The organism is Desulfovibrio oxyclinae DSM 11498 (assembly GCF_000375485.1).
Taxonomy (GTDB): Bacteria; Desulfobacterota; Desulfovibrionia; order Desulfovibrionales; family Desulfovibrionaceae; genus Pseudodesulfovibrio; species Pseudodesulfovibrio oxyclinae.
In genome coordinates this window covers 31,121-56,559 of the sequence record NZ_AQXE01000008.1, presented here as the reverse complement: position 1 = coordinate 56,559, position 25,439 = coordinate 31,121, and the positions used below count along the sequence as shown (strand labels likewise).

Annotated in this window: 22 protein-coding genes, 1 tRNA gene and 1 riboswitch; of the genes, 10 read left to right on the top strand and 13 right to left on the bottom strand. The window is 58.8% G+C overall.

The features are described from left to right. Positions 1-77: 77 nt before the first annotated feature. The 3 genes from B149_RS16920 to B149_RS0109860 form a co-directional block, all read right to left on the bottom strand. Positions 78-770: an HD-GYP domain-containing protein gene (locus B149_RS16920; RefSeq protein ID WP_245533211.1), complete on the bottom strand. Its 693-nt coding sequence runs from the start codon at positions 768-770 to the stop codon at positions 78-80. 101 nt (positions 771-871) lie between these two features. Beyond that, the gene (locus B149_RS0109865; protein ID WP_026167555.1) at positions 872-1,552 is read right to left on the bottom strand and encodes a queuosine precursor transporter; all 681 of its coding nucleotides are present in this window, start codon (positions 1,550-1,552) and stop codon (positions 872-874) included. 179 nt (positions 1,553-1,731) lie between these two features. Continuing rightward, a complete protein-coding gene (locus tag B149_RS0109860) occupies positions 1,732-2,073 on the bottom strand; it encodes a hypothetical protein (RefSeq protein ID WP_018125026.1) in 342 nt (113 codons plus the stop codon). A 9-nt stretch (positions 2,074-2,082) separates the two neighbouring features. Between B149_RS0109860 and rlmD the strand changes: the two genes are divergently transcribed. The 4 genes from rlmD to rpsI all read left to right on the top strand — a co-directional run bounded on the left by rlmD (position 2,083) and on the right by rpsI (position 5,959). Next, positions 2,083-3,462: a 23S rRNA (uracil(1939)-C(5))-methyltransferase RlmD gene (gene rlmD / locus B149_RS0109855; protein ID WP_018125025.1), complete on the top strand. Its 1,380-nt coding sequence runs from the start codon at positions 2,083-2,085 to the stop codon at positions 3,460-3,462. A gap of 83 nt (positions 3,463-3,545) precedes the next feature. After that, positions 3,546-4,790 (top strand): HD domain-containing protein, encoded by a 1,245-nt coding sequence (locus B149_RS0109850; protein ID WP_018125024.1) that lies wholly within the window; start codon positions 3,546-3,548, stop codon positions 4,788-4,790. A gap of 338 nt (positions 4,791-5,128) precedes the next feature. Then, a complete protein-coding gene (gene rplM / locus B149_RS0109845) occupies positions 5,129-5,557 on the top strand; it encodes a 50S ribosomal protein L13 (RefSeq protein WP_018125023.1) in 429 nt (142 codons plus the stop codon). 9 nt (positions 5,558-5,566) lie between these two features. Beyond that, a complete protein-coding gene (gene rpsI / locus B149_RS0109840) occupies positions 5,567-5,959 on the top strand; it encodes a 30S ribosomal protein S9 (RefSeq protein ID WP_211208186.1) in 393 nt (130 codons plus the stop codon). Between the two features lie 185 nt (positions 5,960-6,144). On the opposite strand, the gene B149_RS0109835 is transcribed toward rpsI, so the two are convergent. Together B149_RS0109835 and B149_RS0109830 are read right to left on the bottom strand one after the other, a co-directional pair. Then, positions 6,145-6,546 (bottom strand): hypothetical protein, encoded by a 402-nt coding sequence (locus tag B149_RS0109835; protein ID WP_018125021.1) that lies wholly within the window; start codon positions 6,544-6,546, stop codon positions 6,145-6,147. A gap of 44 nt (positions 6,547-6,590) precedes the next feature. Then, positions 6,591-7,673, bottom strand: a complete 1,083-nt coding sequence (locus tag B149_RS0109830) for a class I SAM-dependent methyltransferase (protein WP_018125020.1) — start codon at positions 7,671-7,673, stop codon at positions 6,591-6,593. A gap of 227 nt (positions 7,674-7,900) precedes the next feature. Here B149_RS0109830 and infA point away from each other — a divergent pair, with 227 nt between their 5' ends. Continuing rightward, positions 7,901-8,119, top strand: a complete 219-nt coding sequence (gene infA, locus B149_RS0109825) for a translation initiation factor IF-1 (RefSeq protein WP_018125019.1) — start codon at positions 7,901-7,903, stop codon at positions 8,117-8,119. A gap of 151 nt (positions 8,120-8,270) precedes the next feature. Here infA and B149_RS0109820 read toward each other — a convergent pair whose 3' ends face one another. Next, entirely contained in the window at positions 8,271-8,555 is a 285-nt protein-coding gene (locus tag B149_RS0109820; RefSeq protein WP_018125018.1) for a hypothetical protein, read from the bottom strand. 183 nt (positions 8,556-8,738) lie between these two features. On the opposite strand from B149_RS0109820, the gene B149_RS0109815 reads away from it, so the two are divergent. Then, positions 8,739-8,832 (top strand) — tRNA-Sec (locus B149_RS0109815). A 65-nt stretch (positions 8,833-8,897) separates the two neighbouring features. Here B149_RS0109815 and B149_RS0109810 read toward each other — a convergent pair. After that, positions 8,898-9,476, bottom strand: coding sequence for a substrate-binding periplasmic protein (locus tag B149_RS0109810; RefSeq protein ID WP_169332915.1), 579 nt, complete (start codon positions 9,474-9,476; stop codon positions 8,898-8,900). Between the two features lie 371 nt (positions 9,477-9,847). Between B149_RS0109810 and B149_RS0109805 the strand changes: the two genes are divergently transcribed. From B149_RS0109805 to fsa, 3 genes are all read left to right on the top strand, one after another. Beyond that, positions 9,848-11,053, top strand: a complete 1,206-nt coding sequence (locus B149_RS0109805; protein ID WP_169332914.1) for an ABC transporter substrate-binding protein — start codon at positions 9,848-9,850, stop codon at positions 11,051-11,053. Beyond that, positions 11,025-13,082 carry a sensor histidine kinase gene (locus B149_RS17940; protein ID WP_018125015.1) on the top strand — a complete coding sequence of 686 codons (2,058 nt, stop codon included), beginning with the start codon at positions 11,025-11,027 and terminating at the stop codon, positions 13,080-13,082. Before B149_RS0109805 ends, B149_RS17940 begins: the two co-directional genes overlap by 29 nt. 84 nt (positions 13,083-13,166) lie before the next feature. Beyond that, a complete protein-coding gene (gene fsa / locus B149_RS0109795; RefSeq protein WP_018125014.1) occupies positions 13,167-13,811 on the top strand; it encodes a fructose-6-phosphate aldolase in 645 nt (214 codons plus the stop codon). 1,120 nt (positions 13,812-14,931) lie between these two features. On the opposite strand, the gene B149_RS0109790 is transcribed toward fsa, so the two are convergent. The 6 genes from B149_RS0109790 to B149_RS18320 all read right to left on the bottom strand — a co-directional run bounded on the left by B149_RS0109790 (position 14,932) and on the right by B149_RS18320 (position 22,810). Further along, positions 14,932-15,435 carry a hydrogenase maturation protease gene (locus tag B149_RS0109790; RefSeq protein ID WP_026167552.1) on the bottom strand — a complete coding sequence of 168 codons (504 nt, stop codon included), beginning with the start codon at positions 15,433-15,435 and terminating at the stop codon, positions 14,932-14,934. Between the two features lie 150 nt (positions 15,436-15,585). Next, positions 15,586-17,034, bottom strand: a complete 1,449-nt coding sequence (locus B149_RS0109780) for a nickel-dependent hydrogenase large subunit (RefSeq protein WP_083909205.1) — start codon at positions 17,032-17,034, stop codon at positions 15,586-15,588. A gap of 9 nt (positions 17,035-17,043) precedes the next feature. Beyond that, on the bottom strand, positions 17,044-17,979 hold the full coding sequence (locus B149_RS0109775; RefSeq protein WP_018125010.1) for an NADH-quinone oxidoreductase subunit B family protein: 936 nt from the start codon (positions 17,977-17,979) through the stop codon (positions 17,044-17,046). Positions 17,980-17,991: 12 nt separating this feature from the next. Then, positions 17,992-18,417 (bottom strand): hydrogenase iron-sulfur subunit, encoded by a 426-nt coding sequence (locus B149_RS18545; RefSeq protein WP_156816797.1) that lies wholly within the window; start codon positions 18,415-18,417, stop codon positions 17,992-17,994. Positions 18,418-18,432: 15 nt separating this feature from the next. Beyond that, positions 18,433-21,474, bottom strand: a complete 3,042-nt coding sequence (locus B149_RS0109765; protein WP_156816796.1) for a CoB--CoM heterodisulfide reductase iron-sulfur subunit A family protein — start codon at positions 21,472-21,474, stop codon at positions 18,433-18,435. Positions 21,475-21,511: 37 nt separating this feature from the next. Further along, complete coding sequence (locus B149_RS18320; protein WP_083909203.1) at positions 21,512-22,810, bottom strand: (Fe-S)-binding protein; 1,299 nt, start codon at positions 22,808-22,810, stop codon at positions 21,512-21,514. 1,005 nt (positions 22,811-23,815) lie between these two features. After that, positions 23,816-23,920, top strand: a riboswitch (TPP riboswitch). Between the two features lie 86 nt (positions 23,921-24,006). On the opposite strand from B149_RS18320, the gene thiC reads away from it, so the two are divergent. Further along, on the top strand, positions 24,007-25,290 hold the full coding sequence (thiC, locus tag B149_RS0109745; protein ID WP_026167550.1) for a phosphomethylpyrimidine synthase ThiC: 1,284 nt from the start codon (positions 24,007-24,009) through the stop codon (positions 25,288-25,290). The last annotated feature ends 149 nt before the right edge of the window (positions 25,291-25,439 follow it).

The window sequence follows — 25,439 nt, the reverse complement described above, 5'->3', positions numbered from 1 at the left end:
GCCGACCGCAGAAAACGACGCCCTCACCGTCGTGCGGTCCACTGCGGCCAAATGATGTGCTGAAGCGCAACGAACAGCTATGCTCCTTCGCGACTTCGCCTTCTCACAGCGAACGAACGCACCCTGCTCTCCTCCACGCTCATGAACGCATCGAACACCGCTCTCCGGTTCGCCAGCAGACACGAAACCACCATGGGATCATACTGTGTCCCAGAGCATCGCTCGACCTCCCTACAGGCATCGACGAAGCTCATCCCCTTGCGGTAGGGTCTGTCCTGCATCATGGCTGAAAGCCCGTCAGCCACGGCGATCACTCTCGCCCCACAAGGAATCGCCTTGCCGGAAAGGCCGTCCGGATAGCCGCCGCCGTCCCACCGCTCATGATGCGCCCGGATCATATCCGCCACGCCGCCCTTGGCCGCAAACTCCGGCACGGGACGCACGATGTCGGCCCCGCGCCCGGGATGCTCGCGCACCATGGCCCACTCCTCGTCGCTCAAGGAGCCGGGCTTGTTGAGCACATTGTCCGGCAGTGCCAGCTTCCCAATATCGTGCAAATGCCCGGCAATATGAATGAGCTGCCGCTGCACGGGTGAAGCCCCCATGCACTGCGCCAGCACCAGCGACACCTCCGCCACCTCGTCAGAATGCGCCCACGTGCCGTGATCCCGCGCGTCGATCGCGTTGCCAAGGGACTCGGCAAATTCATGCAGCGTCACCCGGACATGGTCGCACCCCGCCCCGAACAGCCTTTCTTCCAGTGTGTACATGGGTGCCCTTTTATTGAATTTGAAATTCATTATCAAGAAATTTCTGCAAGAAAGCCCGCTCCGGCTTGAGTGCCGGAGCGGGCCTGTTGTCAACATCGAAATCAGGCGTGAACGCCCTTCGGGAAAAGCTTCTTGGCCAGATAGATAAACGGCGTATCCAGCACCGCCACGGCGACCTTGATGACATAGGTGGAGACCATGATTTCCATAAACACGTTCGCGGGGAACAGTCCGTAGAACGCGATGGTGCAGAAGATCGCGGAATCCAGCAGCTGGCTTACGAGGGTGCTGGCATTGTTGCGCAGCCAGAGGTGCTTGCCGCCGGTGCTGGCCTTGATGCGGTGGAAGGCCCACACGTCGTGCATCTGGGAGATGAGATAGGCCGCGAGGCTCGCCAGCGCGATGCGCGGCATGAAGCCGAACAACGCAGACAGGTGCGGATGCGCGAAGTCCTCCGCTCCGGGCACGAACTGCAAGGCAAGCTGCATGTAGCCAGTCATGAGCAGCAGCGTCACGAAGCCAAGCAGAACCGCCTTCTTGGCATCCTCCTTGCCGTGTAGTTCCCCGAGCATGTCGGTGGAGAGAAAGACGCTGGCATACAGGATGTTGCCCAGCGTGGTGGTCAGGCCGAACATCTCCACGGTCTTGAGGACCTGAAGGTTGCACAGCAAGAGGTTGAAGACCACGAGGCCAAAGAGACCGGTGCGGCCGAAGAAACGGTACACGACAAGGACCATGGTCAGGTCCAGAAGGGCGAATCCTATCCAGAGCAGTTCGTTCATGGGCGGTGCCATGCACCTTTTTCCGGACCGGGTCAAGCTTTTGCGGGGCAGCACCCCGCAGCCCCCGCGACCTTTGCGACAAGCCGGTATCATCAGACACGCATTCCAGCCGCCGTCTTTTTCACTCCAACAATTCCACCGCCGCCCGAAAGGGATTGGTGATCTGTCGAAACGCCGTCTCAGAGAATCTTCCGGGGCAGATGCTTTTCCGCGTCCTCCCCTTCCAGCGTATAAAGTCTGATCTTGGTGCTTCGTGGGAACTCCTTCTTGAGCAGTGTCTTCAGGAGCTTTTTCATCTTCTTGCGGGTGCTTTCGAACCGGTTCTGCTCGTAGCCGTTCTGGATCACTTCGAACAGGTCGTCCTCCACGCGCCGGATGAGCACGGATCGGTTTCGTTTGTACGTGCGCATGTCCAGCGCGTGCCCCTGCGGCAATTTTTTGAGCCGCTCCATGACGGTTTCTATGGCGGTGGCCTTGTCGATCATGGAAAAGTCATAGACAGCGCCGGGGAAAGCTGTCAAACCCCGCTCATGAGCATAAAAAGAGGCGAAATAATAGAAGTGGCGATCCGTGATCTGGCATCAACCGGCAACGGGGTGGCGCGTCTGCCCGACGGAATGACGGTCTTTGTGGAGGGTGCACTGCCCGGTTCCCGCGTCAAGGCCAGCGTGCAGCGCGTGAAGAAACGGTATGCCGAAGCCCTCGCGGCCGAGGTGGTGGAACGCTCCCCAGTCGAAGTGAAACCGGAATGTCCGCATTTTCCCGAGTGTGGCGGCTGCCTGTTACAGCACATGGACCCGGCCGAGCAGCTCGCATGGAAAACACGCCGCGTTTCCGACGCGCTTGAACGCATCGGCGGGCTTGAGGACGTCCCTGCGCTGACGCCCATCGGCTCCCCGGATGTCTGGCGCTACCGCAACAAGATGGAATTCGTCTACGACTCCATCGACGGGCAGCCCGTGGCCGGGCTGCGGCGCAGGCTCGATGCCTCCGTAATGCCCGTGCCCGAGTGTCGCATCTGCACGGAAAAGACCGCCGCCATCCTACGCCGCGCCAACGAGCTGGGCCCCTCGCTCGGACGCATCGCCTACAACCCGAAGACGGGCAAGGGCTACCTGCGCCGCCTCGTCATCCGACACCACGGCACCACCTCAGGCGAAGGTGAGCTGATGGTGCACCTCATCACCGCCACCGCACGCGATCACTCCGCAGCGGAAAAACTTGGCCGCGCGCTACAAGCCGATTTCCCGGAGATAACCTCCTTCGTTCACTCCACTCGCAAGAGCCGCCGCGATCTGGCCTTTGGCGAACGCATTCAGCAGGTCATTGGACAGGATTCTGTGGAAGAACGCCTGCATTTGCCGGACGCCGAGGTTCGCTACCGTATTTCGCCCAACGCATTCTTCCAGCCCAACAGCGCAGCCGCGGAACTCCTCTACGGCGCAGTCCGTCAGGCAGCCGACCCCGGTCCGGACGATACGGTCATGGACCTCTACTGCGGCACCGGCGGGCTGGCACTGGCCCTTGCCGACAAGGCAAAGAAGGTGCTCGGATTCGAGCTTTCCAAGGACTCCGTCCGCGACGCCGTGCGCAATGCCGAGATCAACGGTTTCTCCAACTGCGAGTTCCACGCCGGAACGCTGGAGCACGGCCTCGGACAGGTGAAGGGCGTGCCCGATCCGGACATCATCGTCACCGACCCGCCCCGCTCCGGCATGCACGAGACCGTGGTGCGCGGCATTCTGGACATGCTGCCCCGCAAGGTCGTGGCGGTTTCCTGCGACCCGGCGACGCTGGCGCGCGATCTCGGCAGGCTTTCGCATGCCTACGCCGTTGAGAGCGTACAGGCCGTGGACCAGTTCCCGCATACCACCCACGTGGAGGCCGTGGCGGTGCTCAGGCGCAAATAATCCGGCAGGATTTCGGGCATTCACAAATCGGCCCGCACCGTCTATGGTGAGCGGATGAACCGGAAACCGCAGGATAACGCATCATGTCCGTGATCATTCGCAAGAGCCTTTTGGAACTGGTTTTTTCCGGCGCGTTCATGAAACGCTGGAACGACAAGCTCCGCCCCATGGAGCTGGTGGAGGTGGACAAACAGGCCCACAAGATGATCGTGGCGTGGGTCCTGTTTGTCATCAACTCCCGGGATATGGATGTCGCCAGACGGCGCGCCCTCGGCGAGAGCATCGTTGAAGGCGGCATCTTCGACTACCTTTACCGGCTGGTCATCACCGACATCAAGCCGCCCGTGTTCTACCGCATCAAGGAGAACCGCGAGGACTACCGCAAGCTCACCTCGTGGGTGGTCTCGGAGCTGGCCCCGCGCCTTCAGCCGCTGGGCGAAGGATTCCTGCGCCGCATGGGCGAATTTCTCATGGAGCCGGAGGAAAAGGGGCTTGCCCGGCGCATCCTTCGCGCCGCGCACCTCTACGCCAGCTGGTCCGAGTTCAAACTGCTCAAGAGCATCAACACCATGGACCACGAGCTCAAGGAGATCGAACAGAGCTTCGTCGATCGCCTTGAGGATCTGCGCGACATCAAGGGCGTGGATGAACTGCTCGACGACGAGAACACCACGCTGGGTCGGTTCGCCAGAATGTGCGGCCGGCTGCGCTTTCAGAAGCGCTGGTCCCAGACGCCGCGCGTGCCCGAAACTTCGGTGCTTGGTCACATGTTCATCGTGGCGGCCTACGGCTGGTTCTTCAGTCAGGAGGTGGGCGCCTGCCGGGCGAGGCAGCAGAACAACTTTTTTGCCGGGCTCGTGCACGACCTGCCCGAGCTGTTGACGCGGGACATCATTTCCCCGGTCAAGCAGTCGGCGCCGGAGATTGCGGAGCTTATCCGTCAATATGAATTGTACGAGCTGGAAAAGGTGGTGCTGGCACCGCTTCGTGACGGCGGATACGAGGACGTCTCCGAGCGCATGGCCTACTTCCTCGGCCTTGAGGTCGGCAGTGAGTTTCAGGCCACCATCGTGCGCGACGGCAAGGTCCTCGCGGTGGCTGCGGACGAGCTGGCCGCAAACAATCAGGACTCACTGGACCCCAAGGACGGGGAACTGCTGAAAATGTGCGACCGGCTGGCCGCGTTCATCGAAGCGCATACCGCCCTGAAAAACGGCATCTCTTCGGACCAGCTGCATCAGGCGCTGTTTCGCATCCGCAACCATTACAAGGGTCGCACCACGGTTGCGGGGGTACAGATAAACGCCCTGCTTGCGGACTTTGACTGACCCCGGCACTGGCGACCTCGATCTCCAATGATTCCGGGGAGCCAGCGTCTCACAATAAAGAATGACCGTTATTTCCTGTTCCCGCAGGGAAAAAAGGTTTTGATTTTTGGTGCCGATCAATGTATTTGCACCATCCGGACCCCGAGAGGTTCATATATCCGCAAGTCGGATTCTGACGCGAAGAAAGGCCCGGGATCGGTCGCATCCCGAATTTCCCCACCCCGTTACGGTCGGCACCGGGACATCGTTTCATCGCGTCGGGGTTTCGTCTTGTCGCTTGACATGCGGAGACAAACACCGTAACTGTCCCGTTCCCAGTTTGTGCAAGGAGCATTTTTATGAAGACATATAGTCCGACTCCGGAAGACGTGAAGAACGATTGGATCGTCGTGGACGCCACTGACAAGATTCTCGGTCGCCTGGCCACCGAAATCGCCAATCGCCTGCGCGGCAAGCACAAGCCCGAATACTCCCACCACATGGACATGGGAGATTTCGTGGTTGTGATCAATGCCGAAAAGATCAAGGTCACCGGCGCGAAGCTGGATGACAAGATGTACTACAAGCACACCGGCTACCCGGGCGGCATTCGCGGCAAGAACCTGCGCGACATGCTCGAAATCAAGCCGGAAAACGTCATCACCGCTGCGGTGAAGGGCATGCTGCCCAACAACCGTCTGGCCCGCCAGCAGCTGAAGAAGCTCAAGGTCTACGCCGGTTCCGAACACCCGCATGCGGCCCAGCAGCCCAAAACCCTGGAACTGTAATCGGGAGACATCATGAGCGATTTTAATTACGGCACCGGCAAGAGAAAGAATGCCATCGCCCGTACCCGCATTTACGCCGGTTCCGGGCAGATTCAGGTCAACGGAAAAGACTTCACCGAGTACTTTCCCCGCAAGACCCTCCAGATGGTCGTGCAGCAGCCGCTGCGCCTGACCAAGAAACTCGACAGCGTGGACGTCAAGATCCGCTGCTGTGGCGGCGGCGTCGCCGGACAGGCTCAGGCCGTCCGTCACGGCATCGCACGTGCCCTTTGCGAGCTCGACCCGGAACTCCGTGGCGTGCTCAAGAAGGCCGGATTCCTCACTCGCGACGCTCGTAAGAAAGAGCGTAAGAAGTACGGTCTCCGCGGCGCACGCGCCAGCTTCCAGTTCTCCAAGCGTTAAGCCGCTGGACATACGAAGCCTATTCAAAAGGCCGGAGCAAATGCTCCGGCCTTTTTTTGCGCTTTCTTCACTACATGATCAGAACGTCCGCCCCTCAAGCCTCAAAAAAAGGTCAGGCCGCCCACGCGACCTGACCATGAAATCCGAAACAGATCCGACAAACGTTCCTGCCGGACAAAGAGGGGTTAGTCGGCCTTGCCGTATGCCTCGCCAAGCTTGGACAGCACAAGGGCAACGCTTTCGGGAGCATCCTCGTCCACGTCAAAGCAGATCGCATCCTGCCCCATAAGTCCTTCAGGCACAAAGTCGCCCTGCTCATCCGGGTCAGTGACAAAATCCGCGTAGGAACACACCGAGAGCCAGCGGCCGGAAGGATCGTCCACCACGTCCACCAGCGCGAACAGCGGGCGCTGCTGGCCTTCCTTGCGCGGCCTGAGGGAATAGCTCACCCCCGGACGCGCCACAAACTCGCATTCCACGCCTTCCATGGCTTCCAGCGCAGCGCGGAAACGTTCAAAACTATCGCGGGAGAAGCCCGGCTCCCAGCCATCAAGAAATTCCTGCAAAGTCATTTTGGATTCGGTCATCTTTCTTTCCGTATGCTTGTGTTTGCCTGTTCAGCCCCGCCGGATCACACCCGGCAGCAGTAGTGCAGATTGAACGGGTCGTCGGGGATCGGGGTTGTTCGTACATCGGAAAAGCCTGCTTCGGCAAGCATGGCCTCTGCCTGCTGCCTGCCCCACATCATCCCCAGCCCCACGCCGCCATCCGTGAGTCCGACGGGCATACAGTGCATCAGGCTCACAGTGTACAGGAACGCGCCCATGGGATGGTCCATATTCTCCCGAATGGTGCTCTCGGCAGCGATATCCACCATGGAAAACACGCCGTCAGAAGCGAGCAGCGACCGAATCGCCGAAAGCGCCTGCGCGGGCCGCGCCTGATCGTGAATAGCATCAAACGCGGTGATCCAATCAAAGGCTCCATCCAAATTCTTCGTCATGCGCGTCACATCACGCATTTCAAAACAGATATTTGACAGCCCTTCATCCCGGGTCTTGTTCTCAGCGCAACGAACCGACTCTTCCGAAATATCCACTCCCAGAAACTCGCTACGGGGAAAGGCCCGGGCGAGCAGCCGCAATGCGGTTCCTTCGGAGCAACCGACATCAAGCACCCGCACACCGCTTTTCAAGCGCTCCGACATGGCTCCCTGCTCAACGGAAGGGACAAAGACATCGACAAGGGTCTGCCGGTGCTTCGCCACCGCCAACTGGTCCATGAACCGGTGAAAGCGCGGATACCGATCGTATCCTATACCTTCGCCGCTTCGAAACCTCTCGGCCACGTCATCGTACACGCTGGCGGTGAGCAGCGGGATTTCCTGCATGTACACGCCCATGTTCTCGGGCCCGGCGCGCTCCGTCAGCAGATCGGCGTGCCCCTTGGGGAGCCGGAACTGTTCAGAATCATCTCCAGCCAGCTCGACCACACCGCCCGAGGCCATGACGCCAAGCCATTCGCGTACGTACCGTTCGCTTAATCCTGCCTCATCCGCAATGACCGAAGACGTCGCTGGCCCACCAAGGCGATCCATGGCTTCAAAAAGTCCAGCCCTGTATCCGAGTGCCATGGCTACGGTCAACGAGGCCTCGTTGAGCAACCCCGCCAGCCGCTTGGAAAACGCCGCCTTGTCCGCTTCGCGATCCTGCATTATTCCTCCTTGCATACACTGCGGCAAACTACCATGATGCCCCTGCGAACGACAGCCGTTTTCCGGCTCTGTGCGCATTAGGATTGGACAATCGCTACAATTTCTTATATGGGAAACTGGCCCTCAACGTACGAGGGCAACGAGCAACAGCAACGCGCGCCAGACACGCGCGGGCGGCAAGGACGGACAAGTCCGGCCGCCGTGAGAAACACAAACAGGGAGTCTCAATGGCCAAGGAAGAAGGAATCAAGGTTCAGGGAACCGTGGAAGAAGCACTGCCGAACGCTATGTTCAGGGTGGCGCTCGAAAACGGTCACGAAGTGCTCGCACACATCTCCGGCAAGATGCGCAAGTTCCGCATTCGCGTCATGCCCGGCGACACCGTCACCGTCGAGCTCAGCCCGTACGACCTGACCCGCGGACGCATCACCTTCCGTCCCCGTTAGCCGCCAACGCGGCATTCCGGCCATATACGCGGTCCCAGGGATCGCGGAACACAGCTTTCGGTAACCCCTTCCGCCCGGCGGCGTGAAGGGGTCTTTTGCCGTGCCCGGCATCGCGACAATGCGGGCACGGGCTTACGAAAAGCGTTACGCTCTACTCGCAGAACGGACCGGTCCCCGGCGCAAGCCCATTCAGGTACGCGGCGACCTCGTCAACTCTGCCCTCGGAAAGCTCTGCACCGTTGCCAATCATGCGCTCCACGGTTTCCTTCCATGCCTCGGCGTCCTTAACGCCCTGGAATCGACAGATGCGCTTGGTTGAGTGACAGCTGCTGCAAGTGCTGCTGAGTTCATCGCCCAGTCCCGAAGCACAGGCGCCAGCGCTCAACAGGCTCACGCAAAGGACTGCGCCTGCCATGATTGCGATATTACGTTTCATGAAAACCTCCGACTACTGTTTCTGATTGCCTGCCGGACCGGTGCCCGACCTTAGCCCTCCATAACAGAATCCGCGCGTTGTGGAAACGATCCCCAAGCACTCACCAACCACCCAAGGCATCGACGGATTCACTCTTTTCCCTTGAACGCAATCCCCAAACCTGATAGCTAATTAGCTCCATTCGGAAGCGTTTCGTCACCGGTGTGGCGCCTGGACTTCAAATCCAGTGGACGGGCTAATCCTCGTCGGTAGGTTCGACTCCTATACGCTTCCGCCAAGCGCACAAAAAAGCCCTTCGCCATCAAACGAAGGGCTTCATTTTTTGTGAAAAAGGTGAACCTGTCAGTTGGGGGCTGTCAATGACAAGCCCGCGCCCTTCAAACGTTCCATGGCCTCTTTGAGCAGGCGAAGGCGTCTTTGCGTTCCCGGCAGGTCGCGAAAAGCGATGACGAGCGGACGGCGTTCCAGAATGCGCAAGACCTCCACGTCTCTCGCCCCCGACTCCGCAGCCATATACCGCATGACGGCCGGGTCCGTAATTGCCGCATCAATCCTGCCCTCGGATAATTTCTTGTACAGCAGTTCATCGTCGGGAGTCCTGTCCACATTGTGGGGACGGCGCAGGGCCTGAGCCGCCACGCTCGAAGGATAATCGTAGGTCTTCACCAATCCGACGCGGTGCCGGAATATCTCACTGAGCTTGCCGCTCTCAAGTCCACTCTTCTTTCGCACCATCACCGCAACGCTCGACCAGTCCACAGGGACAGAGGCCGTGAATCCGTCATCCACTTCTTCCGGCCACGCAGGAAAATAGCCGATGTAGTCGCCTCCGCGAGCCGCCATTCTGGCTCTGGCCCACGGCAGATAATCCACCTGAAGCTTTATTCCAAACGGCTTCAGGGCCTGCCGCAAACGCTGCATTGAGGATCCGCCTGAGTCGAGCTGGGCACCACTGTAGGGAGGCCAATTCAATGAAGTTATCCTCCAGACCTCCTCCGCATGGATCGCCCGTGGCCAAACCAGCACAATCGAGAAAAATGAAACCAGCAAAGCGGTGCGCATAAGCCCCCTGTTTATTGGAATATACGCGACAGTGTTCCAATTCAAACACTTGTTACACGCCATATGGCAAAAACCGCAAACAGCAAGGTGGCATCCCTGTCGCAAATAAACCGCACGAATGGTGGCCTTGCATGCTAAGGTTGGCCTTACTGCCTTTTACGCCGATTTCAACTCACTTCTTGCGCAACAGGTCCTTTTCAACGTATGAGTGTACAATGGGGATAGCACCAATGACGTCCATACGTAGCAGCTTCATTTTCAGAATACTCTCAGGGGCAGCCCTTGTGCTGACGCTTTTTACGCTCTCCCTGCACTCAGCAAAGTCTTTCGCAGATGAAGGCCCGATCCTCGTCGCCAGCATCTTCGCCCATACCGGACCGGCAGCCGAGGAAAACACACCGAATTATCGCATGGTGCGCCTTGCCGTGGAGAGGATAAACGAAACCGGCGGATTACTCGGAAGACGTCTGGAGCTATTGGAAATTGACAATCAGAGCACCGCTCTCGGCTCCAGAGAGGCGGCGCGCGACGCGGTCAAAGCCGGTGTAACGGCGGTCATTGGTCCTTCATGGAGCTCACATGCCATGGCCATGGCCCCGGTGCTGCAAAGAGCGGGGATTCCAATGGTCGGCGCAACAACCACCGCCCCGGAAGTCACACAGGTCGGCGACTTCATTTTCCGCATTTGCTATACCAACCGGCATCAGGCTCTGGCACTTGCCCGTTTTGCCGTGCAGCATCTCAAGGCAGAGTCCGCAGCCGTGCTTAGCATAGCTGGCGAGGTGTATAGCGAAGACCTTGCGGAAGGCTTTGCCGAGGAATTCGTCCGGCTCGGCGGGGAGATGCTCGTCAGCAGATCGTACCTGCAAAGTTCCATGGACTTTTCCCGACAGCTCACGGATGTGCAAAGCGCAAAGCCGGACGTGGTTTTCGTTCCGGGTTTTGCCCGCGATTCAGGACTGATCCTGAAGCAGGCCCGCACCATGGGCATGCAGATGCCCTTCCTCGGCGGCGATGGCTGGACCGCTCTGGAGCAGTACCCCCACCTCGACCCTGCCAACGGCGACAACTATTACACGTCCCATTGGCATCCGGATTCCGAGCAGCCGGAAAGTCTCGAATTCATTCGCCTGCTGAAAAAGGAATACGGCCCCGAAGCCCTCTCCCTTGTGGACTCCGGCAACCCCTGCGCATACGATGCAATGATGATCGTGGCCGACGCCATTCGGCGCGCCGGGAGCGCTTCGCCAGGCGCCATACGCAACATGCTCCTTGCCACCAAAGGTTATCACGGCGTGACCGGCACCATTACCTTCAACGGTTCACGCGACCCGCTCAAGCCACTCGTCATTTTACAGATAACCCAAAGCGGAACCCGCTACATCAAAACGGACACCCCTCCCGGACATGAAGAGTCTCTCCCGCAGGGTAACTGAATCCATCCTTCTGACCTTTCTCGGCATCAGCGTCCTGTTCGTTGCAGCGGCAGTGCCTGTCCAGTTGCAATGGACGCAGCAGAACATCGAGTCCGCCTGCTTCCTGCTCGACACGCTGCTGACCCGTGAACAAGACACCATCGCCAACGAACTTTTCGAAGGGCGCATCAAGTCGCTACGCCTTCGCCTTGAACAGATCGAACGGGTGAAGAACATTCACGGCATCATCCTTTATGACGCCGAAGGAAAGCTCGTCGTCAAAGCCGGTGAAACGACCGTTCCGGTCAGTTCCGACATCACACCGCCAACCATGCCGTCAGGAAAACGATTCCTTTACGAGCGGCACGGGACCATTCTGCTTTTCACCAAACCCATCCGCGCGGTAGGCGAAACATTCGGGTGGGTCAGACTCTCCTATGATCTGGGTCAGGTTTTCAACCAGAGGGCAACTTTCTATCTGTTCTTCGGCTGTCTGCTGCTCATTACACTGCTTTGCATGCTGACCCTGCTGCGCAAACGCCTCAACACGTCGGTCATCATGCCGCTGCTGAGGCTTCGTGATTCCATGGCCTCCCTGCACGCGGGCAAGGACAAACCCGACCTCCCGGAATACAGCGAGGACAAGGAAGTCGCGGATCTCGTACAGTCCTTCGAGGACATGGCAGGACGACTTTACGCATCCTATCGAGCGCTGGACGAAAAAAACCTGCAACTCAGCAATGCGCTGGATCAGTCCGCGCGTGTGGCAGACGCCCTCAGGGAAAGCGAAGCCAAATTCCGCGGGATCGTTACACAGGCCCCCGTCGGCATCATGATGTTCGACAATGAGAGCGTCGTTTCCAGCTCGAACCGATACTTCGCCACCATAATGGGAGCCAAGGGCCCTGAACAGATCAACGGAATCAATATCCTCCGCGACGTTCGCAACGACGCGGTCAAGGCTGCGGTGAGCCAGGCCATATCTCAGGGCAGGGCAAGCTACGAGGACTACTACACCTCCCTGACCGGCAAACGGCGCGTGTACGTCCGGGCACGGCTCATCCGTATTACCGAAAGCACGCTGCTGGGCGTCTTTGAAGACCTGACAGAGTACAAGGAGATTCTCACGGCGCTGAGTGAAAGCGAACACAACAAACGTCTCGCCGCGGAGAATCTTGTAGAACTGAACAAGAATCTCGAAGCCACCGTTGCCGAACGCACACGGGATCTTCAACTCAAAGCCGAGGAACTGGAAGCCGCCAACCGTCGCCTTCGCGAACTGGACGCCCTCAAAAGCACCTTCCTCTCTTCGGTTTCCCATGAACTGCGCACGCCGCTTACCTCCATCCTCGGTTTCGCCAAGGTGACCCGCAAGAGCTTTTCCCGGCACTTCTGGAGCCCCGGCGAGGACGACGCGCTAAAAGAAAAGAAGGCCGCCACCATCGATGACAACCTGAGCATCATCATCGGCGAGGGAGAGCGCCTGTCCCGGCTGGTGAACGACGTGCTGGACCTCACCCGCATCGAGTCGGGAAAGATGCTCTGGAACGATCGCACACTGGATCCCGTACGCATCCTGTCCCACGCTCTGGCCATCACCAGAAACGAATTTCACCGCGGGGTACAGGTAATCCAAACATTTGAAGAAGATCTGCCCAAAATCACCGTGGACCCGGACAAATTGACGCAGGTGGTCGTCAACCTGCTGCACAACGCAGCAAAGTTCACGAGCAAGGGGCGAGTGGAGCTCAGTGCTTCCCGCGCCGAAACAGCCGACGGCACCATGTTGAGCATAGCGGTATCTGACACCGGTCCCGGAATACCGAAGCACGAGCTCGACGCCGTCTTCGAGCGCTTTCATCAAGCTGAAAACCCTACTGACGGGCACAAACCAACCGGATCCGGACTTGGTCTGGCCATCTGCCGGCAGATTGTGCTCCACTACGGCGGAGAAATCCACGCGGACTCAACCCCCGGACGCGGCACGACCATCACCTTCGTGCTTCCCGCCGCTCCTGAAAACGAAAATGAAAAGGATGAAACAACGTAATGGTCACCCCCCCTACCCTTTGTTACACATCTGTGGCAGTGTAGTGGTCAAACTCGAAAATTATCACGATCATAGGAGGACCACATGGAATTCTTTCTGGATACGGCAAGCCTCGACGAAATTGCCGCCGCACGCAAACAGGGCCTGATAGACGGCGTGACCACCAATCCCACCCTGCTCTCCCGCGAAGGCGGCGACTGGCAGGAACAGGCAAGAAAAATATGCGACACCGTTGACGGCCCCGTCAGTCTCGAAGTCGTCGGAACCAAGGCCGAAGACATGGTCCGCGAAGCCGAACACCTCGTCACCTTCGGCAACAACGTCGTGGTCAAGATTCCCATGATAGCCGAAGGCCTCGTCGCCACCCGCGAACTCGAAGCACGCGGCATCCGCACCAACGTGACCCTCGTATTCTCCGCCATGCAGGCCCTTCTTGCAGCCAAAGCCGGCGCCACCTATGTCAGCCCCTTCGTGGGCAGACTCGACGGCATCGGTCAAAGCGGCATGGAAGTCGTCTCCCAGATACGAACCATCTTCGACAACTACGGCATGAACACCAAAATCCTCGTAGCCAGCGTACGTTCCCCCAACCACGTCCTCGAAGGAGCACTGCTCGGAGCCGACGTCGCCACCGTCCCCTACAAGGTCATCACCCAACTCACACAACACCCGCTCACCGACTCAGGACTCGAAGCCTTCCTGAATGACTGGAAGAAGCTCACGGAGTAAGGCGAAGCGGGCTCAAACCAAGCAGCGGCAAACAATATTTCGGCCTCCGGCGGGCCTTTCAGGCGGACCAAAGGGGCGGCCCCCCTTTGGAATCCCTGGGTTGTCAGCGGGGTTGCAGCTGCTGGAGCAATGCGGCCGCACAACCCGCGTCCCAGCTGCAACCCCGCTGACGGGAATCTACGTTCTGTACATCTTGGCTGACGAAATACGTTAGCAGAGTTTCGTTAAAAAGAGCCCCTTCTGTGCACACACTCCCCAACAGAACTTCAATCAAAGCATCTTCTTCAGCCAGCCAAGTACCGTAGCAATGCCGTTCGAGGTCTAGAGGCTCTTTTCCTCGTACTTTCTGTAGCCACAGACAATTCGCCCGGAGCAGTGACCGAGTCATAGAGCCTCTCGCCGAGAGCGGCGGCTCACCCCCAACAGCGCAGTTTTTGCCTTCTTTTTTCTGCGCAAGCAAAAAAGAAGGTCGGCCAACAGGCCGAAACCTGCAACTGAGCACAACTGCATTGCCTCCGGCGGGCCTTTCAGGCGGACCAAAGGGGCGGGCCCCCTTTGGAATCCCTGGGTTGTCAGCGGGGTTGCAGCTGCTGGAGCAATGCGGCCGCACAATCCGCGTCCCAGCTGCAACCCCGCTGACGGGAATCTATGTTTTGTGCATCTTGGCTGACGAAATACGTTGGCAGAGTTTCATTAAAAAGAGCCCCTTCAATGCACGCATTCTCCCAACAGAATTTCAATCAAAGCATCTTCTTCAGCCAGCCAAGTACCGTAGCAATGCCGTTCGAGGTCTAGAGGCTCTTTTGATCGGTCACGCAGGTCCGGGTGGTGCCTGTAGCCACAGACAATTCGCCCGGAGCAGTGACCGCGTCATAGAGTCTCTCGCCGAGAGCGGCGGCGCGCCCCCAAAAGCGCAGTTTTTGCCTTCTTTTTTCTGCGCAAGCAAAAAAGAAGGTCGGCAAACAGGCCGAAACCTGCAACTGCTGCTTACAGGACAGTCACCCATCGGGCCGCAAGGCTTGATGCTCCGCTTCCAATACTCTTCAACTCACGAGAATAACAAAAACCTGGAGTTCCTTATGGACCCCGGGCTTTCAAAATCTTTCCGAACAGCCTTCAATCAGCCGTTCTCGGGCATACACCATTGTTTGACCTTCTCGGCCATGGCCGGAAGCACGCCTTCAACTTCGGGGCTCATGGTCTCGTCCAACTCGTCGGGGACGTACCCGGTCTGAACCACGAGAATCTTCACGTCGATGCCCGTGTTCTCCTTCAGGTCCTTGAGAAGGTTCACGGTGGGGAACATGTGCAGGGAGAAATCGTTGACCTTTTTGGGGTCCATGCCGTCGATACTGATTTCCCAGAACTCTCCGGGCTCGCGGCCCTGCTCTTCGGTGGTGGCATCGATGACCACGACCCGTTCGGGCGGTGTAGGGGCCACGATGAGGTCGAAGAGGATGGTTCTGATGGAGGTGCCAACATCAAGCAGCCCCACGTCTTCGGGAATCTCGGCATCCTTTTCGAGCAGTTCTATCACTCTCGGTCCGGCGGCGTCGTCGCCGATGAGAATGTTTCCGCAGCCGAACACCACCACGCGGGAGGTAAACATTTTTGACCAGTCCATGCGCTTTCTCACAGGTCGTGTGGCCGAAGCCACGTTAGCAGGTGCACGTCAGTAGCATAAAACAGATTGAACCGCAGCCGTCGCTTGCGCGGAAAGAACAAGGGGGACCGATGTATCGGCCCCCCTGTCTGTCAGACGGGAAACCCGTCCTTACTTATTGAAGGTATCAAGGACGTTGCCTTGAGCGTCGACGATCTTCAGTTCCATGGCCATACCGCCATCCAGGCGGTGGGTAGCGCAGGACATTCACGGATCGTAGGCGCGTACGGCCATTTCGATGAGGTTCATGACCTCCTCGTCGTACTTGCCATCCTTGATGACCGCCTTGGCGGCCTGTTTGATGGACAGGTTCATGCCGGCGTTGTTGTGGGTGGTTCCCACAATCAGGTTGGCCTGTTCGACCATGCCGTCGCTGTCCGTCTTGTAGTGGTGGATCAGGGTGCCGCGCGGAGCTTCCACGCAGCCGACGCCTTCTCCGGCCTGCGGCTTGATGCCTTCGGCGCGGATTTCGCGTCCCGTGATCTTGGGGTCGTTGAGCAGTTCTTCCGCACGTTCGCAGCACTGCACCAGCTCGATGAGGCGGGCCCAGTGATACAGCAGGGTCAAGTGCGCGGGACGACCGAACTCCTTGCGGAATATCTCCAGTTCCTCCTGCGCGAGCGGCGTTTTCATCTGATCGCAGACGTTGACGCGTGCAAGGCAGTTGGAACGGTAGACGCCCACGGGGTCGTTTTCGTCCAGCTTAATGCCCCCGGCCTTCTTGATGTACGGGAACTTCAGGTAGGACCAGTCCTCGACGTGCTCCGCGATGTAGTCCTGATACTCGGAGTAGTCGAACTGGTCGTAGGAGCCGTCGATGTTCATCAGGCGCAGCTGGCCGTCGTACAGCTCAAGGGAGCCGTTGCCGTCCACGGTTCCGATGTAACCGGAGGGGAAGACGCCCAGCGTCTTCACGGCTTCCAGATACTTGGGGAACACGTTTTCGCGTGCGAACTTGATGGTGAACAGGCAGAAGTCCTTTGCTTCCTTGACGACTTCCAGCAGTTCCTTGCGTTCATCTTCCAGCAGCGGCTTGGAGAAGCCGCCGACAACCGCCGCGATGGGGTGGATGACCTTTCCGGCAAACTTTTCGAGCGCCATCTGGGTCTTGTAGCGCATGTGCACGACCTGTTTCGCCAGATCGGGCACGGCGCCGACCACGCCGACCACGTTGCGGACCGAATAGTCCGCATCCGGACCCATGACGAAGTCCGGGGCCGCCAGGAAGTAGAAGTGCAGGATCTTGTCCGGAATGTAGGCCAACATCTGGCACAGCTCACGGAGTTTCCTGCCGGTTTCGGGCACTTCGGCTCCGAGGCAGAGGTCGGCGGCCTTGTTGGACGCCAGATGGTGCTGCCACGGGCATATACCGCAGATGCGGTTGACGATGCGGGAGACCTCTTCCACGGGTCTGCCCACAACGAACTTCTCGAATCCCCGCAGAGACATGACCTGCATCCGGGCATCGGCAACGTTTCCGTTGTCGTCGAGCATAATCTCGAACCCGGCGTGGCCCTCAATGCGGGTGATGGGCGCTACTCTCAGCGTTTTGCTCATCATTTACTCCTGTTAACCCAGTTTTTTCAGGACGCCGTGCCCGCCGTTGAAGCGGCAGAGATAGCCGCGACGGTCCGGCATGCGGGACGGGTCGTAGCCCACCGTCGCCAGTGCGCCGACGTAGTCCACGAGGGGAATGCGGTCATCACGGACGGGACCGTAGCAGCCTCGGCAGGGCACGCGCGCGCTGATGCAGCGCGGAGCCTCGCCGGTCATGCCGGAACAGCCGGCCTTGGTGACCGGGCCGAGGCACATGAAGCCCTGCTCCAGCAGACAGCGCATTTCGCTGATGGGCTTTTCCGGGTCGTAGTCCGGTGTCTCAAGCATGCGCCGGATGTCGCCCATGCTCTTCTTGCGTTCCCTCTGGGTCGGACAGGTGTCGCAAACCGACTTTTCCGGAAGCTCCAGCACGTTCTTCTCGTCCAGCAGGGACAGAATGGCGGCGGCGATCCAGTCGGGATGCGGGGGACAACCGGGCAGCTTCAAATCCACCTTGACGTGTTCGTCGAGGGCGGAGCAGCTTTCGAGCATGTCCGGGATATGGTTTCCTTTGACGTCCGGGTTCGGACCGGCTTCCGTGGTCGGAGAGTCGCGGTACACGAAGTCGCGGATTTCGTCGTTGGAATACATGTTGGCCAGCGCGGGGATACCGCCGTCGGTGGCGCAGGTGCCCAGGGCGATCAGAATCTGCACGCGTTCGCGCATCTTCTTGAGCACTTCAAGGTGCTCCTCGTTCTTCACGCCGCCGGAGACGATGCCGACAACCGCTTCAGGGATGTCCAGCTCCGTGCCTTCACCGGTCTGGCCATAGTATTTCTTGTCGATCAGCACGGGGATGTGCACGAACTCCAGCGAGGGGAGCAGGTCCACAAGCACGTCGCCGATGTTCAGTATGGCGATTTCGCAGCCCGAACAGGAGTTCAGCCACTCTTCTGCAATCTTGACCATTGCGAGTCCTCCTTAGGCTGCAGCCTTTTTGCTTTTCGCGGGATTGGGCCCAAGTTCCTTGATTTTCTCGGTGAACTTGGTGACCACTTCCGCAAACCGGGGAGCTTCCGCGGAGGAGACCCATTCGATGGCGAACCTTTCGGGATCGACGCCGAGGTCTTCCAACAGCAGTTCGGTAGCTCCGGCCCTTGCCAATGCTTTATGATTACCATCCAGGTAATGACATTCTCCGAGGTGTCAGCCCATGACGATGACGCCGTCGGCGCCACCTTTGAGGGCATCCACCACAAGGTCCGGATGGACCATGCCGGAGCACATCACCCGCACGGCTTTCATGTTCGGAGGATATTTCAACCTGGAAACACCGGCCAGGTCGCCACCGGCGTATGCGCACCAGTTGCACAGGAAGCCGATGATTTTCGGTTCGAAGTCAGCCATTTTCAACTCCTTCGATTAGAGTCCTGCCAAGGCGGAGGTAACCTGCGCCTTGAGCTGGGCCATGGTGAAGCCGTTCACTTCCACGCCGCCCTTCGGGCAGGTGGCCATGCACACGCCGCATCCCTTGCACAGAGCCTTGTCGGTGGCGATCCTGCGGTGTTCCTTGCCCTTCTCATCCTCGAATGCTTCAAGGCTGATGGCGTTGTAGGGGCAGGTGTCCACGCACAGGGCGCAGCCGTCGCAATGCTCGGTGACCTCGCTCTTGATGGAGTCGAGAGGCATCTCGGTGCGTGCCAGAATGACTCCGGCGCGGCTGCTGGCCGCCTGGGCCTGACCGATGGCTTCATCGATGGGCTTGGGATAGTGGCACAGACCGGCGACGAACAGGCCGTCAACGGACAGGTCCACGGGGCGGAGTTTCGGGTGTGCCTCGGTGAGGAACCCGTCATCGCCCGTAGCGCATTTATACAGCTCGACCAGTTCTCTCGTCTCGTTGGGCACGATGGCCGTGGCGAGAACGAGGTAATCGGCCCTGATGTCCAGATCGCGACCCAGCATGGGATCATTGACCTTCACGGAGACCGAGTCGCCGGAAGCGTCCACCTGCGGCAGGCCGTCCAGCGTGTACTTGATGAAGATCACGCCGAGCTTGCGGGCCTTGGTGTACAGGTCCTCGCGCAGGCCGTAGGTGCGGATGTCGCGGTTGAGCACGTAGACGTTCATCTCGGGCTTCTGTTCCTTCAGACGGATGGCGCTCTCCACGGAGTGGGTGCAGCATACGCGGCTGCAGTAGGGGCGCTCTTCGTTGCGGGAACCGACGCACTGGATGAAGACCACGGAGTCGGCCTTGGCGGAGTCGCCGGAATCGAGCATCTTGTCGAATTCCAGATGCGTCTTCACCCGGTCGGACTGTCCGTAGCCGTATTCGTTCGGCTTGTATTCCTTGCCGCCGGTGGCGACCACGGCAACGCCGTACTTGATGGCCTTGGTTTCGCCATCCACTTCCACCTCGCTCACGAAGTTGCCGACGGAACCGACGGCGGTCTTGAGCATGGCGTTTTTGAGCACGGTGATGTTCTCGTGGTTGTCCACCTTGGCCGCCATCTTCTCCACCTCGGGGCGAATCTCTTCGCCGCGCCAGGTCTGGGAAAGCGACCAGGCATTGCCGCCCAGCATGTTGCTCTTTTCGAGCAGCACCACTTCGTAGCCCATGTCGGCGATGCCGAGGGCGGAAGTCATGCCGGACATGCCGCCGCCGACCACCAGCGCCTTCTGCGTGACGTCCACGGACATCTTGCTCAGGGGCTGGAGCAGCGCGGCCTTGGCAACAGCCATGCGGACCTGATCCTTGGCCTTTTCGGTGGCCTTTTCGGGCTCGTTCTGGTGGACCCAGCTGTTCTGGTTGCGGATGTTCGCCATTTCAACGAGGTACTCGTTGAGGCCCGCTTCCTTCAGCGTTTCCTTGAACAGCGGCTCGTGGGTGCGCGGCGTACACGCAGCGACCACGATGCGGTTCAGGTTGTTTTCCTTGATCTTCTGGCTGATCAGCTCCTGCGTGTCGGTGGAACAGGTGAACATGTTGTTCTCCACCATCTGCACGCCGGGCAGGGCCGCGGCATATTCCGAGACGGCCTTGACGTCCACGGTGCCCGCGATGTTGGTACCGCAGGAACAGACGAACACGCCGATGCGCGGCTCCTCACCGGAGATGTCGCGCTCTTCGGGCCAGACCTTTTCCTCGGTCATGGTGCCGCGAACTTCCGCCAGCCGCTTGGCAGCGGTGGCCGCTGCGGAGGAAGCGTCGGTGACCGCCTGCGGGATGTCCATGGGAGCGTTGAACGCGCCCGAGGAGTAGATTCCCGGCCTGGAGGTGGACACCGGCTCGAAGGAGTTCGTTTCCACGAAGCCGTACTTATTCAGTTCGAACCCGGCGGTTTCGGACAGCTGTTTGGCGTCCTTGGGCGCTTCCAGACCGATGGACAGCACGACGAGGTCGTACACGTCCTCGACCATGTTGCCGGACTTGTCGGCATACTGGATGATGGCACCCACACCGTCGGGACCGGGCAGGATCGTGTGCGGGCGTGCCTGCACGAAGTTGATCCCGTTGGTCTTGGCGTTTTCGTAGTACTTGTCGAATTCCTTACCGTGGCTGCGGATGTCCATGTACAGGATGGTCTGGTCGATGTCGCCGGTGGTGTGCTCGGCGGTGATGACAGACTGCTTGATGGCGTACATGCAGCACACGCTGGAGCAGAATCCGTTGCCGCAGCGATTGATGTCGCGCGAACCGACGCACTGCAGCCATGCGATCTTTGCGGGCTCCTTGCCGTCCGAGGGGCGGGTCAGGTGGCCGTGGCAGGGACCGGAGGAAGACAGCAGGCGCTCGTATTCGAGCGAGGTCACTACGTCAGGGAGTTCCTTGTAGTAGGTGTAATCCAGATCGGACGGATCGAACGCCTTGAAACCGGGCGTGAGAATGACCGAACCGACGTTCAGATCGACGATTTCTTCCTTGTCGTCGAACTTGATGGCCTCGGTGGGGCAGACCTTTTCACAGGCGCCGCACTTGCCTTTCTGGATCATGATGCAGGTTGCGCCGTCCAAAGCGTACTTCAGCGGCACGGACTGCCCGTAAGGGATGTAGGCGGCTTTCCTTTTGGAAAGACCGGCCTGATATTCGTCGTCAACTTTCTTGGGACATTTCGCGGCACATTCCCCGCACGCGATACATTTTTCCATATCCACGTATCGGGGGGACTTCTTCACCGTCACGGTGAAGTTGCCTTCATCGCCGGAAACGTTCTGAACCTCTGCCAGTGTATGCAACTCGATATTTAAGTGCCGACCGCACTCAACCAACTTGGGCGAGATGATTCACATCGCGCAGTCGTTGGTCGGGAAGGTCTTGTCCAGCTGCGCCATGACGCCGCCGATACCGGCACTCTTCTCGATCAAATGCACGTAATAACCGGAGTCGGCCAAATCAAGCGCCGTCTGAATACCGGCGATACCGCCGCCGACGACCATGACCGATCCAAGTTTATTCGCAGACATTGAGTCCTCCTTGGAATCTCGTTCCGTTCAGTTCCGCCTACAGGCCGACTTCCTTGAGGTCGTCGCCGAGGTACTCGCGCTCGTTCTCGCCCAGAATGCCGAGCGAGAGACAGATCAGCGTCCAAAGATGGACGGTCTGATACGTGCCACCAAAGTGGTGCGCGAGATCGTGAACCTGGGAATGGCAGTTGTGGCAAGGGGTGATGCAGTAGTCAGCGCCGGTGGCGATGATCTGATCAAACTTGCGCTTGCCGTAGTACCTGCGCGCTTCGGGGAAACCGCTCTGCAGGAATCCGCCCCCGCCGCCGCAACAATAGTTGTTGGACTTGTTCGGGTGCATGTCGATGAGGTTTTCTTCACCGACAACCTGCTTCACGACGAAGCGAAGGTCCTCGGCCACGGGATCACCCAGAGACTTCCTGACCAGCTGGCAGGGGTCCTGAACGGTGAATTTGACGCCGAGTTCCTTGTTCCAGTCGGAGTTGACCGGGAGTTTTCCTTCACGGATCCACTGTGCATAGTAGCTGATGATGGATTCGAGCTCGAAAGGCACTTCCATGCCGAATTTCTGCAGTCCGGCCCGGACTGCGTAGAATTCGTGGCCTCACTCGGTGTTGAGCCAGCTCTTGACCCCGAGTTCGCTCACCGCGTCCATCTTCTTCTTGACAATGGCTTCCCAGTTCTCGTCCTCCGCTGCAAACAGGCAGTAGTTCTCAGCCGCCCAGCCAACTGTCCCGTAGGTCCAGTCGGCGCCGACGACATTGAGAATCTTCCAAAGAGGAACCATCTCATCCGGCTCGGTGACCGGCTCGCGAGAGTTCTGGTTCAGATAGAAATGAGCACCCTTGCGGTTGATGCTCACCTTCAGGTCCTTGCAGGATTCCTGATCCTCGCAGACCTCTTCAAGCACGTCCTCCACGACGAACTTGAAGTCTTCCGAGCTGGCGCCCATGGCGCTGGCGCCTTCGGTCCTGAGACCCTGGTCGCAGGAACCGACAATGCCTTTGGGCTTGTTTTCGCGATCCTGCGCCGCGCGGGCGTTGTAGACCAGCTGCGGGATGTTGATCTGCATGGGACATGCGTACACGCAACGCGTACACATGGTGCACATCCAGATCCATTTCGAATTAAGAATCTCCTCATCCATACCCAACATGGCCATACGCAGGAATTTCCTGGGGTCCATTTCTTCCAGTCCGGTTGCCGGACAGCCGGAAGAACACAGACCGCACGTAAGGCACATGTTGAGGTTTCCACCTTCCGGCAGAAGCTCCATGACCTTGTCCTTGAACGTGGATTTGACTCCACCTTCAAGAACTATTGCGGGTTCGCCCATACTCCTCACCTCATTGTTAAGGGTTTCCCACTGCATATAAAAGAACGGAATCCGTCCGAAAACACCCCTTCGGGAAAAGGGATGATTCATCCGGAAAACCGACTCGTCGTTCAGTCCACTCCACTGAACTGAACAAACGAATGGATACGTCCTCATACTCAAAAACGGCAAATCCGTAAATAGGCCAAAGATAGAAAAATGCTATCGTGACAACCCCTTGAAACATCAATGCTCATCCATAACCCCAGGCAATGGCAGGTAAAACATGCCGCCTTGAACAGTTCGCGGCATTCTCGAATGACGGCGAAGCGCTAGTGACCCATCAGCTATAAAACCAGCCTGATTGGTGCTTTTTTCTTGAAAAATACTACCTTCCAGAGGTTTTTCGGAGCAGCAGACGGCCAGAATGGTGATGTCGGTTTTTTCGGCCAGAGAGAAGGGCCTTGAGGCGCACCAGTTGCAGGTTTCGGCCTGTTGGCCGACCTTCTTTTTTGCTTGCGCAGAAAAAAGAAGGCAAAAACTGCGCTGTTGGGGGTGAGCCGCCGTTCTCGGCGAGAGGCTCTATGACGCGGTCACTGCTCCGGGTGAAACGTTTGTGGCTAACAAACACCACCCTGACCTGCGTGACCGGTCAAAAGAGCCTCTATGCCTCGATCGGCATTGCTGCGGTACTTGGTTGGCGGGAGTAGCTGCTTTCTTGAGAGTATTGGTGAGCGTGTGCGCCGCGAGAGTCCCTTGAGATGTCGTTTGGTTAATCGAGTTCGTCAGCCAAGACGCACAGACCCCAAAATTTCCGTCAACGGGGTTGCAGCTGGGATGCGAGTTATGCGGTCGCATGAACCCGGCAGCTGCAACCCCGCTGACAACCCAGGGATTCCAAAGGGGGCCCGCCCCTTTGGCGGGGTGCAGGGGCAGCGCCCCTGCCCGCCGGAGGCAAAGGCGGACGCATTCCTCTTCCAATTTGTAAAAAGCATTGATTGGCGAATCAACTCTTGCTAGGTTCTTTTTTGACCGTAGGGGTGCCCTGTTGTGGGCTGAGAGTCGCATGATCGACAACCCTTGGAACCTGACCCGGCTTGTACCGGCGGAGGAAACGGCATTGCGAAGCGCATTCCTTCTGTGTTCCACCTGCGGGTGGAATTTTTTTTGCCTTTTTTCCGCCCATTTCTTTGAACCTGAAGAATTGGGAGTATTTCATGACACAACTGGAGATTGCCCGTTCCGGTAAGGTCTCGGACGCTTTGGCGTTTGTTGCCGAGCGGGAGGGATTGGATGTGGAGGCGCTTCGGCGTTCTATGGCTGCGGGGCGGGTGAGTATTTCGCATAATCCGTTGCATGAGAAGAGTGAGTTACGTGGCGTGGGCGAGGGGTTGAGCGTCAAGGTGAACGCAAACATCGGCGCGAGCCCGGACCATGAGGATCCGGACCAGGAGCTGTTGAAGCTTCGTGCGGCGCTGGATGCAGGTGCTGACGCGGTGATGGACCTTTCCATCGCCGGTGAGCTGGGCAACCTGCGGAGGCAGACGCTGGAACACTGTCCTGTTCCGGTGGGGACGGTTCCCATCTATCAGGCTGCTGCGGACGTGACGGCTCGTGGCGGCGGCATCGTTGACATGACCATCGACGACCTGCTTCGAGTGGTTGAGGATCAGGCTCGCGAAGGTGTGGATTTCATGACGTTGCACACCGGGTTCACGCTGGGTGCTTTGGAGCGCATGAAGAAGGAAGGGCGTATTCTGGACATCGTCAGCCGCGGCGGGTCGTTCCTTGCTTGCTGGATGGTGGCGAACGGGGCGGAGAATCCGTTGTATACGCATTTCGACAGGGTTCTGGAAATCGCTCGTGAGTACGACGTCACCCTGAGTCTGGGCGACGCGTGTCGGCCTGGCTGCCTTGCGGATGCGACGGACCGGACGCAGATTCATGAACTGATCACCCTTGGCGAGCAGACACAACAGGCGTGGGATGCGGGCGTGCAGATCATCATTGAGGGGCCCGGGCATGTACCCATGAACCAGATCCGCGCCAACATGGAGCTTCAGAAACGGCTTTGCCACAATGCTCCCTTCTATGTACTGGGACCGCTGGTCACGGACGTGGCTGCAGGGCGAGACCATGTGGCCTGCGCCATCGGCGGGGCGATTGCCGCGTGGTCCGGCGCTGACTTCCTTTGCTACGTTACGCCGAGCGAGCACCTCGCCCTGCCCGGTCCGGACGATGTGTACGAAGGCGTGGCCGTCACGCGCATCGCTGCCCACGCGGCGGATATAGCGCGCGGCAATGAGCAGGCGGTGCAGCGCGATCGTGAAATGGCCAAGGCCCGTGCGGACATGGACTGGGAAGGCATGTACCGCCTTTGCCTTGATCCGGTCACTGCCCGCAGGATCCGCGACAGCCGCAGCCCCGAGGACGAGGACGTGTGCACCATGTGCGGCAAGTTCTGCGCGGTGAAACAGCTCAAGGAACACCTCGGCTCATAGCCTTCACCCCCGTTTCTCCTGAAACGGTCTTTCATCGGCACTTCGGCAGGGAGTCGTCCACGGACGGCTCCCTGAATTATTCCAGCAAAACGTAAAAAAAGCATATTTCCGCACTTCACATAGGACATTTTAGGGCTTATATCTCGCCC